The following is a 16,295-nucleotide window of genomic DNA, read 5'->3' as shown; positions in this document are numbered from 1 at the left end:
GGGCGCATTTTATTTTTATGAAGAAAATGCTTCCAGTAACTAAATGCTCCAAGTCTTAAGAGCCTGTAAATTCACTTCGGGGCAAATCAAACTCGCAAAATAATTTGAATAGAATTTAATAATATTTCAATGTAATTATTTTGCTCATACAGTTGATTTGCTTATCCCTCGTCGGATTAACAGGCTCTATAAGACTTTCCGCAATGTTACTTCCAGCATTTTCTTCAAAATTTGAAAATGCGCTCGATTTTAAATACATATTGTATTATAAAAACACTATGCTATAATATAATATGATTAAATTTTGTAGTAATGAGGTTAAAATTTATGAAAGTTAGGCGTATTAGTGAAGTGATAAAAACAAAGAAAATACCGTTTCGCACTTTAGTTATATTTACATTAATAGTAGCTATGACCGGTATTCTCTTTTCTATACACACAATTGGTACTTCTTATTCACTCAGCACTTATTATGACAATTATAGTATCGAAAATTTGGCTGTAAAAGCCAATGACTTTACATTCAATATATTAAAACAGCGTTCTATAATAATTAATCTACTTGTGTTGCCTCATCATTTGCAATCTAAAATAATATTGAGTTCTAAAATATCATTTTTTGTAGCTCATATAAATCTTTATTATCAAATCCAAAGAGCACATATTCATATAGCCAGATTAAAAGCAGGATAATTCATATTAACTCCCATGACCTCCGGTCACAAACATCAATGAAAAGCGTCAGAAGCGAGCAGTGCTAGGAAGACAAGGCGCAAAAACCGGAGCATATGTGGGTATATGTGAGGATTTTTGCGTCCGAAGTCTGACAACGCAATGCGACGCTTATCACGCTTTTCATATTATGTGTTAAATAGTATGTGTTAACAGGGCATCATATTATATGTATGCATATTATAATGGTAATATTTTCTATATATTAGCAAATATTACAACATATAGCATATGGTATTTTATAAAGTTTTTTGATGGGGGTAATTATGGACAAGCTATTTGTTGGATTTTCTTATTTAACTTACAAACAAATAATTATGTACTTTATTGGAGGTCTGCTGATTTACCTGGCAATAAAAAAAGATTATGAACCAATGCTATTGCTGCCTATTGGTTTTGGTACTATACTTGTAAATATACCTCTTTCAACGGTGCTGGATTACGAAGGCGCCCCGGGTATACTAAAAATTTTACTGGATTCAGGTATTAAAACCGAACTTTTCCCAGTACTTATTTTTATTGCAGTTGGTGCCATGATTGATTTTACTCCACTTTTTGCAAATCCTTCCATGCTGTTCTTTGGGGCGGCAGCCCAGTTTGGTATTTTTGCAACAATTGTTATTGCGTTGTTGCTTGGCATAGATGATTTGAAAGTGGCTTCTGCTGTTGGCATTATAGGTGCTGCTGATGGTCCTACTGCCATCTTTGTTGCAACGAAATTTGCCCAAAAATACCTGGGGCCTATAACTGTAGCTGCATATTCGTACATGTCCCTAGTTCCTATAGTCCAACCGCCTGTGATAAAGCTTCTTACAACAAAAAAGGAACGCATGATAAGAATGGATTACAAGGACGTAAAAGTATCAAAAACGCTTAAAATCTTGTTCCCCATATTTGTTACTATTATTGCCGGCATAATGGCTCCCATCAGTGTTCCACTGGTTGGATTGCTGATGTTTGGAAACCTTATAAAAGAGAGTGGAGTTCTTGAAAGATTGTCAAAAGCTGCTCAAAATGAACTGGCCAATATCGTGACATTGTTATTGGGGATTACAATCGGCTCAACTATGGTAGCAGAAGACTTTTTACAGCCTACAACCTTGTTAATTCTGCTTGCAGGATTGGGAGCGTTTGTCTTTGATACTGCAGGTGGTGTTTTGTTTGCGAAATTCTTAAATATTTTCCTTAGAAAAAAAATAAACCCGATGATTGGAGCTGCAGGAATATCAGCTTTTCCCATGTCTGCAAGAGTTATACAGAAAATGGCCCAGAAGGAAGACCCTACAAATTTTGTTCTCATGCAGGCAGTTAGCGCCAATGTGGCAGGGCAATTAGGCTCAATAATTGCAGGGGGATTAATTCTTGCACTGGTACCGCTTCTAGTGGGTTAAAGGAGGTTATAAGGAATGAATATGTTTGAGTATTTTGTCAACGGCACGAATTTGCAAAAATCATTGTTCCTTATGATTATAGGAATGGCCGGGGTTTTTGCTGTTTTAATACTTATTTTTGTATTAATAAAGCTTTTAATTAAAATGTTCCCTGAAAAAGGTTAACTATTATTGAAATATTAAATTGAAATAATTGAAATATTAGTTAGATAAATAATTTAATGAAAATAATGAAAAGGTTAGATAATTTAAAAAAATGAAAGGAAATGAAAGGAAGGTAGATTTTCAATGAATTGGGCACTGATTGCTGTTTTTGTCTCATTACTCGGTTTTGCTGTAGCCGGTTACTTATACAGGTGGGTTAATTCACAACCTAAAGGTGATAAGGCTATAGAAGAAATTGGTCTTCTTATAAAACAGGGTGCAGATACATTTTTAAGAAGGGAATATACTATACTGGCAAAATTTGTCGCTATAGCTGCTGTTATAATACTGCTTTTTTTGCCACAGCCAATTTGGACCAGTGAGAACCCTTTAAAAAATGTTTCAACTGCTGTTGCCTATATACTTGGTTCAGCATTATCCGCTCTTGCAGGTAAAATTGGTATTAATGTGGCTACTATTGCTAATGTAAAAGCTGCAGTTGCAGCCAAAAAGGGTATAGCTCCTGCATTCTCTGTAGGTTTCAGAGGAGGAGCAGTTATGGGAATGGCAGTTGTAGGAACAAGCTTGTTTGGAGCGGGTATTCTTTTCCTTATTACAGAAGATCCTACAGTTGTACTGGGGTTTAGTTTTGGTGCAAGTTCTCTGGCCCTTTTTGCCAAGGCCGGTGGGGGTATATATACAAAAACTGCTGATGTAAGTGCTGACCTGGTTGGAAAAGTTGAGTTGGGGATACCTGAGGATGACCCTAGAAATCCGGCAGTGATAGCAGACAATGTTGGAGATAATGTTGGTGATGTAGCAGGAATGGGTGCAGACCTTTTTGATTCTAACGTGGCTTCTATTGCTGCAGCAATTGTTATAGGCTTATCGCTTGGGCAACAGGAACTTGTTTTTTGCTATGGAGCCCTGGGACTTCTGTCTTCCATATTCGGTGTAATAAGTTCAAAAATCGGAAAGGATAAAAATCCGGGCAAAGCCCTTAATAGAGGTACTTATATAACTACAGTAGTGTTTGCATTACTCACTGCCATAGTATCATTTGCATTTAATTACAGTATCCGTATATGGGCTGCTACAATGGTAGGTTTGGTAGTGGGTGTAATAATTGGGATTACTTCCGATTATTTTACGTCTGATGATAAAAGACCGGTAAGGAATGTTGCTAAGGCTTCAGCGACAGGACCTGCTTTTACAATTATCAGCGGTTTATGTTATGGATTATTAAGTTCATTCCCGGCGCTCATAGGCATAGGTGTTTCAGCTTTAGCTGCTTATAAACTTTGTGAACCACTTGGACCGGGATATGCCATGTTTGGTATAAGCATGGCAGCTATGGGTATGTTGTCCATAGTGGGTATGATTATTTCAAATGACGCTTATGGACCAGTAGTTGACAATTCAAGAGGACTTGCGGAAATGACAGGAATGGGGGACGATATATTAAGAATTACTGATGAACTGGACTCAGCAGGCAATACAGTAAAAGCTGTTACAAAAGGATTTGCTATTGGAGCAGCAGGATTAACTGTTATTGCCTTATTAGGTGCATACCAGGAAATAGTTGAGACTGCAACAGGAATAACAATCAACTTTGATATTATGAACCCATTGGTATTTTTTGGTATATTGGTGGGACTTGCTATCCCGGCAGTATTTTCGGCTATGCTTATGCTTGGTGTAGATAAAAATGCGCAACGTATGGTTGCAGAAATTCACAGGCAGTTCTCCAGTATTCCTGGACTTAAGGAAGGAAAACCCAATGTTAAGCCGGAATATAATAAATGTATAGATATTGCTACTATAGGAGCCTTAAAAGAGCTTATCCCCGCAGGTATGATAGCAATATTGGTAACACTTGCAGTTGGATTTATAGGAGGTATCCATGCTATAGGTGGTTATCTTGCAGGAAATATTATGTCAGGTCTTTTGTTGGCACTGTTAATGGCAAATGCCGGAGGATTGTGGGATAATTCCAAGAAATATATTGAAGCAGGGGCTTTTGGCGGCAAAGGTTCAGACGCCCATAAAGCTGCCGTCATCGGGGATACAGTAGGAGACCCTTGCAAGGACACTGCAGGGCCTTCAATAAATACCCAGATTACGGTAGTTTCCCTTGTGTCTTCTCTTGCAGCAATACTTTTTATTAAGTTTTCTATGTTTGGATAAATTTAAACTTAACAGAGAAACCTTGATGTGCCGGTTTATATGAAAAGGACCATGGCTAAAGTGAATTCTGCTACCAGCTCCTTGATATAAAACCGGCACAATAAATTAAATATAAACTGCTTTAAAACTGCTTTAACCTAAGCATCAAGAAGCTGCAATATTTATGTTACAATTATGCAATTTATGTTACAATCTATTTGTATATTAAATATATTTAATTGTATATTATAATCAAGTGGATAAACCTGGAATTTATACAGAAAGGTAAAGATGAAATAATGACCATAGGATTAGTCTTTGTTTTTATCCTCGTTGGAGCTTCAATTTTTGTAAATGGTTGGACTGATGCCCCGAATGCCATAGCAACGGTTGTATCAACGAGGGTATTAAGGCCGCGCATATCTGTGGTTTTGGCTTCGATAATGAATTTTTTGGGTGTTTGGTTAATGGGCACGGCAGTGGCAAACACAATCGGTTCAATAATCAGGCTGTCTCCAGGAAATGAAGCTCTTGTTACCCTTGGAGCAGCGCAGTTGTCAATTGTTATTTGGTCTGTTACTGCATGGAGATTTGGAATACCTACAAGTGAAAGCCATGCCCTTATAGCAGGGCTTACAGGGGCAGGAATAGCATCTGTTGGTATCGGGCAAGTTAGCGGGGAAGCATGGACAAAGGTTTTACAGGGACTTCTGATTTCTTCTGTTATTGGTTTGATGGCAGGTTTTGCAGTAGCAAAGGCTGTTGTTTTCCTATTTAGGAATACTTCAAGGGCTAAGTCTAATATATTTTTCAGCTATGCCCAGGTAATTTCTGCTGCTGCAATGGCATTCAGCCATGGCGCACAGGATGGACAGAAATTTATGGGAGTTCTTGCCGCAGCCCTTATATATTCCGGCTTTACAAGCAATACTATTAATAATGGTATTACCATACCTGTATGGGTAATGTTTCTTTGTTCAATTATTATGTCTGCCGGGACTTCAATAGGCGGTTACAGGATAATTAAGAAAATGGGAATGGATATGGTAAAATTGGAAAAATACCAGGGCTTTGCGGCAGACGCTGCTGCATCCATTTGTCTTCTGATTTCTACAGTATTCGGACTTCCTGCCAGTACTACCCATACCAAGAACGCGGCAATAATGGGAGTGGGATTGGCCAAGCGCTTTTCTTCAGTAAATTGGCTTGTTGTCAAGGATATGGTTGCAGCATGGATCCTGACATTTCCAATATGCGGATTGATTGCTTATATGGTTGCAAAGTTATTTTTACTAATATTTTAACAATTATTTTAATCAATATGTGATTTTATAATCAATACAATACATAATTTCAACGATAGATTAATTAAACCATTAGCTTGGGAGGAGGCAAACAAAAAATGTTTAAGAAAAGCTCTGAAACCAATTACTTTGATATATTTGTAAAATCATCTGAATATGCATATAAGGCCATCCGGATACTGGATAGCATGCTGGGAAACTTCCCACAGAACTCTTATAAGCTGGACGAAATTATGAAGATAGAAAATGAAGCAGACAAGCATCTTCACATTGCCCTTGAAAAGCTTAATAAAGCGTTTATTACACCTATTGAAAGGGAAGATATTTTAAATATCTTAAATGATATTGATGATGTTATAGATAATATAGATGATGTTGCTCAGAAACTGGTAATATACCACATTACAACAATAAGGGACGATATGAAAAAGTTCTCTGAATTAGCGGTGAGATGTTGTAAAGCTCTTATGGATGCCATGATAGAATTGAAAAGCTACAAAAGGGGTAATGAGCTTAAGAAGTATATTGTTGAAATCAACAATATTGAGGAAGAGGGTGATGAGCTTCTTAAGAAAAGTATGAGTGAACTTTTCAAGTCTGAGGCAAACCCGATTGAAATAATCAAATGGAAAGATATTTATGCAGGCATGGAAGATTTGCTGGATTCATGCGAGGATGTGGCGGATATCCTTGAAGTGGTTATCCTGAAGAATAGTTAGACAAATTGTTTTCCCTGGTTTTATAAATAAATAACCGGTATTGTTACATTACTTTCGTCAATCCTGATATACTTATCATAGAAACAAACCACTCCGCCGGTTCCCACCTTAACATTTTTAATTGTTTTTAGCACCGAAAAGTTTTCAATATGCTCCTTGCCAGGGTTTGCAGTTTTCTTAATTTCAACGGGATATAGAATACCATTTTGTTCTATGATTATATCCACTTCTTTTTGATCTTTGTCCCTGTAATAATATAATGCCGGATCTAATACACCTGCGTTATAATAGCTTTTTAGTATCTCTGCCACGACAAAGGTCTCAAAAAATGCTCCTGCCATTGCTCCTGCTTCAAGCACATCGGGATTAGTCCATTTTGTAAGATATGCTGCAAGTCCTGTATCAAGGAAGTACAGCTTTGGTGTTTTTATCGCTCGCTTTGTTATGTTATTATAATATGGTTGCAGTAAATACACAATGTTTGATGAGATCAGAATTGACAACCACCTGTCAGCAGTTGGCACGCTAACTCCTACTTCATTTGCAATGGATGATAAGTTTAGCATTTGAGAAGTTCTGCTTGCGATGACAGTCATAAACCTTAAAAATTTAAGCTCGTTACCAACCTGGGTTATCTCTCTAACGTCACGCTCAATATAGGTCTTTGTATATGCCGCATAAAACATCTGCCAATCTAAATCATCAGCATACATAGCCGGCATTGAACCCCTATGTATTATCTTCCAGATTTCTTTATAATCGGAACACTTAACAGATGCTTTTCGTTTTTCAAAATACTCTTCTGTAGGTATAAAGCTTTGATTAAAATTATCGCCTTTAATTTCACGAAGTGATAGCCCTAAAAGGTTAATTAAGCCAATCCTTCCAGCAAGGCTTTCACTAACATTTTTCATCATTCTGAATTGCTGTGAGCCTGTTAAATAAAACTGCCCTTTTTTTCCGGTTTCATCAGCAAGCATTTTAATATAGGGAAATAAATTTGGTGCATATTGTATCTCATCAACAATAACGGGCGGTGGCGTGGTCTTAAAAAAGCTGCCTGGTTCCTCAATTGCATTTTGAAGCCGTATTGGGTCATCAAGTGTTATATACGGAATATCAGTTATAATGTGTTTTAGCAGTGTGGTTTTACCAACCTGCCTTGCTCCTGTTATCAAAACAGCAGGGAACATTTTAGCAGTTTTTTTCACTGTGTTTTCTATGTTTCGTTTTATATAATTCATAACAGCCTCCGACCAATTTAATATTCAATATTATTATAGCCAACGCTTATTAAAATGTCAACTATTTCATAATATTTTTTATTGACAAAAGTAAAATAGTGGCATATAATTATACTGACCGGTCAGTATAAATAAGTTAAATGATTAAAATGAAATTGAAAGGGTGGTTTTCATGGCAAATTTCAATTACAACCTAAAAATTCCCGATATGCCTCGTGAGGGGTATCCAGGTTCCAATGTAAATTTTAAAGTTATTGTTGATGATGCTTCAGCACCTGTGAGTAAGGTTTACCTTTCAGTCGGCATGTACGGTGTATTTGAGGTTTTGAAAAAGGAGAATGATACTACATTCTCTCTCAATTATTATATTCCATATGATGCACCGCGGGGCAATTACGATGTATCCCTTTGGGCTGTAAGTGAAAGTGGAGAAAAAGGTCCTGTTACCAATGTTACATTCAGGGTAGTGTAAGTGTCAGTTGCGTCTCACAGCTTGAAGTTTGTCTTCCTGTAATGAATACTTGTTTAAAACAATTATACCCGCCATGACTATTAATCCGGCAATAGGACCACAAAGCTGCAATCCTAACGGATTATCGCTGCTGTAACCGAAAGTTTTAAACAAAAGGGGTGTTACCAGGGATGAGAGGCCTATAACAATTTTATTTATCAAACCCTGCGTCCCAAAAAACATGGCTTCTCTCCTTACCCCGGTTTCAATCCCGTCAAGCTCTGCAATATCGGCCACCATGGCGTTCGGTACCACCAGGGCTGCAGCAAGTGGGATTCCTGCAACCAGTACCACTGCAATTGCAGCGTATCCTGTTAAAATGGTTCCGAATAATCCAAGGAGTATTAATAATATGCCGAATACAAAGGATGTGGCAATCATGACTTTCTTTTTCCCGTATTTTAAAGTTATTGATGGCAGAAAAGGGCTGAATAAGACAGCAACTACAAATGCACCTGCAATAAGAAACCCCGAACTTTCGGCGGACATTCCCAGGAGGATTTCACTTATATAAGGCATAGCAATGGTGAGGGTATTAATACCGAACCATATGGCAAGGTATGGGACAAGATAATATATAAAGTTGCGGTTTGCCAGGGTCTTGCTTAAAGATGACATAAGACCTGCTGCAGGTTGTTTTAGTGTTGGACAGGGTTGGTGGTCTATATACTGGCTTACCTGGCACTCCTGGGGTTTTTCTTTTATAAAAATCGGAGTTAGAACCAAGGTTGCAAAGGAAACAATACCAAGGGAAATTCCCATTATCCTAAAGTCCGACACCTTTATTATTGCTCCGGAGCCTGCTTCTGCTACCATAACGCCAATAACCTGTGTGATTCCCTGCATCATGGTAAGGTTTATCCTTTCTTTATCGTTGGCGGTAATTTCCCCGATTAATGCCAGGTATGGAGCCACTACAATAGTGAAGAATATAAAGAAAAGGCTAAGCATTACCGTAAGGTATATAAAATTCAATATGGATTCTCCCTGTACAGGCGGGAACCATATAAGTACAAAGGAAAGGCATAGAGGAAGGGAACCGTAAAGTATGTATGGTATTCTCCTGCCCAGCTTGCTCCTGGTATTATCAGAGAAATATGCGACAATAGGATCCGCTACTCCATCAAATATCCTGGCAATAATCATTGTAAAACCAATTAACCCCAATGGGATTAACACTTTTAGCCCTCCCTGGTTTACTTCCGGCGGAGCATAGAAGTATTGGTACCATTTTACTGTTGTTTGTACCAGTATGGATATTCCAATATAGCTAACAGAATACATGAGTAACGCAAAGCTCTTTTTTGCTTTCATTTCTTTCCCTGCCTTTCTTTACGTGTTATTTATAAATTTATAAATATTTAAAAATTTTCTTTCAAATTCATAATTCCTGTCACCATGGTATTCAGCCCTTTCTCTTTCTTTATGCAGCTCTTCCATGTCTAAGGATGCGGTTATGAGGTAGTTTCCTTCATAATGAGGTGCAATTGCCATGACCCCGTTTTTTTCAGGTGTTATACCAATTGGAGCAAATATGCCTGCCTTCCCTGTAAAATGCATCCCTGCAATCCAGCCGTTAAGGGAGGCTTTAAGTCCGTATACATAGGATTCCTGGACCCTGGGCCATATTCCCCGTAATGCCCTCCACGGGTTATATTCTTCCATGTTTGCAATTGGTATTGCAACGATGTCTGCTCCTTCCTTTCTTGCGGCAGCAAAAGTTTCAAAGTAGGTGGCATCCATACAAACCGGGATGGCAATTTTTAACCTTGAAAGGGAACAGCCTTTTGGATTGAAGGGGAAAACCTCAAGTTTACAATCTCTTTTAAAACCAACCTGCTTTTCAAATTCAACCAAATGGGTTTTTCTTTGTGTCCCTATACAGTTTCCGTCAGGGTCAAACAGAAAACCTGCGTTGTAAATATCCCTTCCTTCTTTTAATACATAGCTTCCTGTGTATATGTATATGCCGTACTTTTTGGCTAAATAGGAAAAAATCCTTTTAATTCCTGTTTCTATGGGTATGGCAATGCTTCTGAAAATCATGGCCAGAAAACTGTTATTGTCTGAATTGTTGCTTGAATGGGAATTTTTGTACATTTCAAGAGTAGCCCCGCCTGAACCTTCCAATATTTTAGATACAGTGTTGTTATTATTATCATTAGCTACAGTGTTATTATGATTATTTAAATCGGTTTGTTTCTTTGCACTTTTGTTAATAAAGTTATTCAGATGTCTAAACCCGGGTATCAGGCCAAAGAGATCAAAGAAGTTATATTCAGGAAATACAATGAGGTTGCATTTTTCCCGGGATGCCTGTTTTACAAACCCATGGAGCATATCGATATATTTTTCTACACTATTCACAAGCTTAATCTCTCTTTGGACACAAGCAACTATTACTGCATTGGAATTGAACTCTTCTTCACGCATGAACCGGTAATCAGCTTGCTCACCAATCTGACTATCAACCAGCCTTAGATATTTTCCAATCCTTTTTAATGACAGCTTTTTTGAAAACCATTTTTCAATAAAAATCTCCATATTCATGACTCTCCGCCAAAAAGGCCCATGTTATTGTATAATGCCGGGTTTAATCCGGTGAGTACATTAAACCTTGAAATGGCTGCCTTCCTCATATCATTGTCCAGTTCGGATATTATGAAGCTTTTTTCTCTATTTGTCCTTGCCAGAAAACCATCATCGCCTCTTGTCATTTCAAGCGGTGCATGTATTATTGATTCACCCCACAGATCTACTTCTCCCAACCTGCCGTTATAGCCGCTTTCTACGGCAAAAAACAGGTTTTGTTGGGTTTCCTGCCACATTCCGCTAATTTGCAGGGCCATATTTCTTTCTCCTATAAAGCCTACAGGCGAAAGTACAATATCAACCCCCATTAGGGCGAGTTTTCTTGAGACTTGGGGATAAAATACATCTGTTGAAAGTACAATACCTATTTTCCATTCCCTTACTTCTCTTAATTCTACATCTAATCCCCTTGAAAGGCCCAATTGCCTTTCCCATCGGGCAAGGTATAATTGCCGTTGACGCAAAACAATATTGCCATTGGCAATAATACAGGATTCATGGTAAATTTTATTCCCTTCTTCGGTTTCGGGGTTTTTTTCTATGCTCCAGTAACTGCCGGGGCATATTAGTATTTCATATTTATGAGATATGTTCATTATTTGATTAAGGAAGTATTCTTCGAATTTATTATTTAAGGTGGAAGTATTGCAGCCTGGTATGCCAGGCATATTACTGCTGCAAGTGTGTCTATAGTTATCAATTGTACCTGTTTCCAGGAGTTGATAGAGGCAACCTGTAAAAGCAGGAAAGACTATTATGCCGGCGCCATACCCTGCTGCTTTTTCTGCTTTTTCAACATAATACTCAATTCTTTCCATAAGGCTTTCAGTCTGAATAAAAGTATCTATTTCTTTATTACTCCACTCAACGGATAATACTTTTATTTTTTTCATAACTTGAAAGCCTCCTCTATTTCCGCCAACTGTTCACTGTTTATGGCTACCACATCTCCCAATACCTTTGATGAAATAATAGCCTTGGCGCTGTATTCTGCAACTTCCAACCTATCAAAGGCATTAAGAAGTGAGTTGCCTGTTACTATAATACAGTCGTTTTCTATAAGAATAATTTGTGTTGCCTTCGAAAAGGCTTCTGCTACCATCCGGGGTTGCATAAAGCTTGAACCGAATGGTAATTTGGGGATATCCCTAAGCATGATATAGCTTTCAGGAATGGTTTTTGTTTCAAATTTCTCTTCTGTCACTGCAAATGCCATAATATTCGGCGGATGAGCAATAATAACCGAATTAATATATGGATGTTTTTCATAAATGTATTTGTGAAGCATAACCGAACGGCTTGGATTTTTACCTGCCTCTTTCCAGCCATTTTCGATTCGTACGATATCACCGACATCCAAGTACTTTCTGTCCGCACCGTAAGGTGTAATTAAAAAGCAATTATCTCCAAGCCTTTGGGAAAAAGTCCCCTGTGTACTGGTAAAAAGCTTTTGGTCATATGCCCTATGAATTAACCGGCACATCTCTTTCCTTGCCGCCCTTTCTTCACTGCTGAAGTTCCGGGGGATAAACTCATTCATCTGAACATTTTGTTTGTTTTTAGATATTTCAATATGCCTGTCCGTCAAAGCTACAGGTTTTCCAATACGGTTGGCCTTTATCTCCAATCTTGCACAAAAGTCCAGGGTTTCAAAGGCCATAAATGCCTGGAAGAGATTTATGCCACCAACAACAACTCCATGGTTTTCCAGTACTACTGTATTATGCCCTTTTGCAAATTCCAATGCAATTTTATTCCCTAAATCCAGGCTACCTGGAAGACCGTATTTGGCCATACCTACAGGGCCACATACAATATGGGCGTTTGGGATAAGCCGTGTATTAGGAATTCGGCGTACAATACTAAAGGATATTAATGCTGGTGGATGTGCATGGATAATAGCTTTTATATCCTCCCTTTTTTGATATATTTCCCTGTGGAAAGGCAGCTCTACCGACGGTTTATGTATTCCCTCCATGGCACCGTCCGTTTTGACCCTTATAATATCCTTGGGTGTAAGAGAACCTTTATCTATGCCGCTTGGAGTAATCCATATGTCTCCATTATCATCCAGGACTGAAATGTTTCCCCCGGATGTAGTAGTCATTCCATAGCTATAAATCCTCTCCATCATCATAACTACCTGGTCTGCAGGATGTAATAGGTCAAATCTCAAAAATAAAACCTCCCTTCTTATTGACATTTTACTCTTTTTTATCGGATAATTCAATTAGACTTAATAATTAAGACCAGAATTATTTATGTGAAACTTTATCATGTCCAAATAAGTCAAAACAAGTGTACAGGAATACTGACTTTTTACTAAACGTTAATATTAATATTTTACTCTTTTGTATAATAGATAATAAATATTAGATAATAGAAATAGAAAAGGGGGTCATAGCTATGTTAAACAAAGATAACAGAGCAAATAAAAAAGCAGGAAGTATTAAAAGGAATGAAATTATAGTCAAAGCCGACAGGTTGAGCAAAACAATTAAAATGAGAAAAACAAAAGGGATAACCGGATTTTCAACGATTTTAATAGCACTGATATTCCTATTCATTACTCTTACCGGTTGCGGTGCTTCCAGGATGAAAAGCGACTCTACTGCTGTGGAGTCGGCGCCTCAAGCAGATGCTTCTGCCGATAAGGCGAATTACAGCAACTCATTTGGAGGCAGTATCGGAGGCAGCAGCAGTTATCAGAGCCAGGCCAGGGCCGTATATGGGGATGAAGATACAGGAAATAAAGAGGACATCAGAAAGGTCATTAAGAGCGGTGAAATAGCAGTTGAAGTAAAGGAAGTAGAGTCTGCCTATTCAAAGATAATGGAAATTGTCCGGGATGTTGGAGGAGAAGAATTCAGCAAAAGTTTCAGTGTATCGGGGGATTTCAAGAGAATGGAAATTGTCTTAAAAATCCCACCTGAAAACCTGGATTTGTTTGAACAAAAGCTTACTGAATATGTAGGAGAGGGAAAAATCAAAAGATCAAATATAAGGAGCCGGGACATAACTTCCGAATATTACGATTATGTGGCCAGGCTTGAAAGTTATAAGGCCAGCAGGGACCAGTTGAGGGAGTTATTGAAAAAGGCTCAGACTGTTGAAGAAACATTAAAAATACACGCTGAATTAACCCGCATTCAAGCAGACATTGACAGTATGCAGGGACAGATTAATATGTGGGATAAGCTCATAGACATGGCCACTATTACTTTATACATTGATGAGGAAAGCAATCCCATGAAAATGACCAGGACTGTCGGTTGGCAATTCAATTCACCTGAGGAAATATGGTCAACCATGAAGAATGGTTTTATAACTGTTGTTAATGGGCTATACAGTGTAACTATATGGATATTGATTGCTATAGTGAGTATTTCTCCCGTCCTCCTTCTGGCAGGGATAGTGATATATGTTGTTTATTATTTGAAAAGAAAAAGAAAGAAGAAGGAAAGCAATACCCTGCAATAAGAGCAATGCCATACAGTAAACACAACCATACAAGTAAACACAAAATATAAATTGGATATAGATTATTGGCCAAGGGATTAGCCAAGGACAGTCATTTATTAATTTACACAAAAACAGACTTGCTTGTATTGCACCATTTTTCGCGAAGCTTAGGTTTTTCTATTTTGCCTGTGGGATTTCTGGGCACTTTATCGAAGAAGACTTTCCTTGGCCTCTTATACTTGGGCAGAGCCTGGCAAAAATCAATAATCATGCTTTCCGTAAGCTCCCTTCCAGGTTTGGTTTCCACAATTGCTACAGGAATTTCACCTAACCGCTTGTCGGGCATACCGATAACTGCAGCGTCTTTTACATCATCGTGGGTCATCAGGAAATTCTCAATTTCTACGGGGAATATGTTTTCTCCGCCGCAAATTACTATGTCTTTTTTACGGTCAACAAGGTATATAAACCCGTCTTCATCTTTTTTTGCCATGTCTCCGGTATAGAGCCAGCCGTTTTTTAATACCCTGGCAGTTGCTTCCGGGTTTTTGTAGTAGCCCTTCATAACGCCGGGTCCTCTTATAATAAGTTCTCCAACTGTACCGTCCGGGACAGGCTTGCCATTATCATCCACAATCATCACTTCCCAGTTGAAACCCGGCAAACCAATGGCTCCAACCTTGTGGATGTTTTCAATTCCAAGGTGGACACAACCCGGACCTGTTGATTCGCACAAACCGTAGTTTGTATCATAAAGATGATTCGGAAAAACCTTCTTCCATCTTTGTACCAGGCTGGGAGGTACGGGTTGAGCTCCAATATGCATAAGACGCCATTGTTCAAGGTTATAATCTTTAAGATTGACTTCCCCGCTTTCTATAGCATCCAATATATCTTGGGCCCATGGGACAAGAAGCCATACGATGGTAGCTTTTTCTTCCGAAACTGCCTCAAGGATCCATTGAGGCTTTACCCCCTTTAAAATAACCGCTTTAGAGCCTACAATAAGGCTGCCGAACCAATGCATTTTGGCACCGGTATGATAAAGTGGAGGAATACAAAGGAAATTATCATCATGGCTTTGAAGATGGTGCCTGTTTTCTGTAATACATGCCGATACAAGATTGGCATGTGTTAAAATAATAGGTTTTGGGGTACCGGTAGTACCCGATGTAAAATAAAGGGCAGCTTCTTCGGAATTGCAAATTTCAATACCTGGATCATCTTCCGGATATTCTTTTAATATATTAGTATAACTTTCAGCTATACCAGGGCAGCTTTCTCCCACAAAAATAAACTTTTCAATAAAAGAAAGATTAGCTTTTATCTTGTCAATCCTTTCAGTAAACTCAGGTCCGTAAACAAGTACCTTTGCTTCAGCAATTTCAGCGCACTTTTGAATTTCTCCTGCAGTAAAACGGAAGTTCAAGGGTACAGCCAGTGCGCCTGTCTTTAAAACACCAAAATATATGGGAAGCCATTCGAGGCAATTCATTAAAAGTATAATAACCTTATCTCCACGCCTAATTCCATATTCAATTAAAGCATTCGCGAATTTATTGGACTGTGTTTCAAATTCCTTCCAGGTTATTTCCCTTCTACTACCTATTGCCGGTTCACGTTCGATTAGACTTATTTCATCAGGATACATCCGTGCATTACAAGACAGCATTTCTGTTATTGGCATAATATATTATTAAAACCCCCCATTCTACCATTCTACAAAAAAATAATTATATAAGCTTTATGGCTTATATCACGCACATATTATATGTTGAGTACATTAGTTATCAATTCAATACGTTATTAACATTTTAGTTTACATATCGTATTTTGTCAACAAGTACTAAAAAAGGGGGCGGATTTTCTTCCCATGTCCCATTATATTCCAGAAACGGTGCTCCAGGCCTCTAGAGCCTGTAAATTCACTTCGGGGCAAATCAAACTCGCAAAATAATTTGAATAAAATTTAATAGCACATCAATGTAATTATTTTGCTCATACAGTTGATTTGCTTATCCCTCGTCGGA

At 38.1% G+C, this 16,295-nt stretch carries 14 protein-coding genes; 8 read left to right on the top strand and 6 right to left on the bottom strand.

Going from position 1 to position 16,295, the window contains the following annotated elements; translation table 11 throughout:
* Positions 1 to 327 precede the first annotated feature (327 nt).
* From HPY74_14940 to HPY74_14915, 6 genes are all read left to right on the top strand, one after another.
* Positions 328 to 693 (top strand): hypothetical protein, encoded by a 366-nt coding sequence (locus tag HPY74_14940; protein ID NSW91938.1) that lies wholly within the window; start codon positions 328 to 330, stop codon positions 691 to 693.
* A 305-nt stretch (positions 694 to 998) separates the two neighbouring features.
* Positions 999 to 2,123, top strand: a complete 1,125-nt coding sequence (locus tag HPY74_14935; protein NSW91937.1) for a sodium ion-translocating decarboxylase subunit beta — start codon at positions 999 to 1,001, stop codon at positions 2,121 to 2,123.
* Positions 2,124 to 2,144: 21 nt separating this feature from the next.
* The gene (locus tag HPY74_14930; protein NSW91936.1) at positions 2,145 to 2,288 is read left to right on the top strand and encodes an OadG family protein; all 144 of its coding nucleotides are present in this window, start codon (positions 2,145 to 2,147) and stop codon (positions 2,286 to 2,288) included.
* A 123-nt stretch (positions 2,289 to 2,411) separates the two neighbouring features.
* The gene (locus HPY74_14925) at positions 2,412 to 4,454 is read left to right on the top strand and encodes a sodium-translocating pyrophosphatase (protein ID NSW91935.1); all 2,043 of its coding nucleotides are present in this window, start codon (positions 2,412 to 2,414) and stop codon (positions 4,452 to 4,454) included.
* 278 nt (positions 4,455 to 4,732) lie between these two features.
* On the top strand, positions 4,733 to 5,737 hold the full coding sequence (locus HPY74_14920) for an inorganic phosphate transporter (GenBank protein NSW91934.1): 1,005 nt from the start codon (positions 4,733 to 4,735) through the stop codon (positions 5,735 to 5,737).
* Positions 5,738 to 5,835: 98 nt separating this feature from the next.
* Positions 5,836 to 6,456, top strand: coding sequence for a DUF47 family protein (locus HPY74_14915; GenBank protein NSW91933.1), 621 nt, complete (start codon positions 5,836 to 5,838; stop codon positions 6,454 to 6,456).
* A gap of 20 nt (positions 6,457 to 6,476) precedes the next feature.
* Here the strand turns inward: HPY74_14915 and HPY74_14910 are convergent, their stop codons facing one another.
* Positions 6,477 to 7,700, bottom strand: a complete 1,224-nt coding sequence (locus HPY74_14910; protein ID NSW91932.1) for an ATP-binding protein — start codon at positions 7,698 to 7,700, stop codon at positions 6,477 to 6,479.
* Positions 7,701 to 7,872: 172 nt separating this feature from the next.
* On the opposite strand from HPY74_14910, the gene HPY74_14905 reads away from it, so the two are divergent.
* Positions 7,873 to 8,172, top strand: a complete 300-nt coding sequence (locus HPY74_14905) for a hypothetical protein (protein NSW91931.1) — start codon at positions 7,873 to 7,875, stop codon at positions 8,170 to 8,172.
* Between the two features lie 3 nt (positions 8,173 to 8,175).
* Here the strand turns inward: HPY74_14905 and HPY74_14900 are convergent, their stop codons facing one another.
* From HPY74_14900 to HPY74_14885, 4 genes are read right to left on the bottom strand one after another with little or no spacing between them, the layout of a single operon-like run.
* A complete protein-coding gene (locus tag HPY74_14900) occupies positions 8,176 to 9,525 on the bottom strand; it encodes an MFS transporter (protein ID NSW91930.1) in 1,350 nt (449 codons plus the stop codon).
* A gap of 18 nt (positions 9,526 to 9,543) precedes the next feature.
* On the bottom strand, positions 9,544 to 10,755 hold the full coding sequence (locus HPY74_14895) for a nitrilase (protein ID NSW91929.1): 1,212 nt from the start codon (positions 10,753 to 10,755) through the stop codon (positions 9,544 to 9,546).
* 2 nt (positions 10,756 to 10,757) lie between these two features.
* A complete protein-coding gene (locus HPY74_14890; protein NSW91928.1) occupies positions 10,758 to 11,696 on the bottom strand; it encodes a carbon-nitrogen hydrolase family protein in 939 nt (312 codons plus the stop codon).
* Positions 11,693 to 12,979: a class II aldolase/adducin family protein gene (locus tag HPY74_14885; protein ID NSW91927.1), complete on the bottom strand. Its 1,287-nt coding sequence runs from the start codon at positions 12,977 to 12,979 to the stop codon at positions 11,693 to 11,695. Before HPY74_14885 ends, HPY74_14890 begins: the two co-directional genes overlap by 4 nt.
* Positions 12,980 to 13,209: 230 nt before the next feature.
* Between HPY74_14885 and HPY74_14880 the strand changes: the two genes are divergently transcribed.
* Positions 13,210 to 14,283 carry a DUF4349 domain-containing protein gene (locus HPY74_14880; GenBank protein ID NSW91926.1) on the top strand — a complete coding sequence of 358 codons (1,074 nt, stop codon included), beginning with the start codon at positions 13,210 to 13,212 and terminating at the stop codon, positions 14,281 to 14,283.
* 103 nt (positions 14,284 to 14,386) lie between these two features.
* On the opposite strand, the gene HPY74_14875 is transcribed toward HPY74_14880, so the two are convergent.
* Positions 14,387 to 15,952: an acyl--CoA ligase gene (locus HPY74_14875; GenBank protein NSW91925.1), complete on the bottom strand. Its 1,566-nt coding sequence runs from the start codon at positions 15,950 to 15,952 to the stop codon at positions 14,387 to 14,389.
* Positions 15,953 to 16,295 lie beyond the last annotated feature (343 nt).

This window comes from Bacillota bacterium (assembly GCA_013314855.1).
Taxonomy (GTDB): domain Bacteria; phylum Bacillota; class Clostridia; order Acetivibrionales; family DUMC01; genus Ch48.
This window is presented reverse-complemented; position numbering and strand designations above follow the sequence as displayed.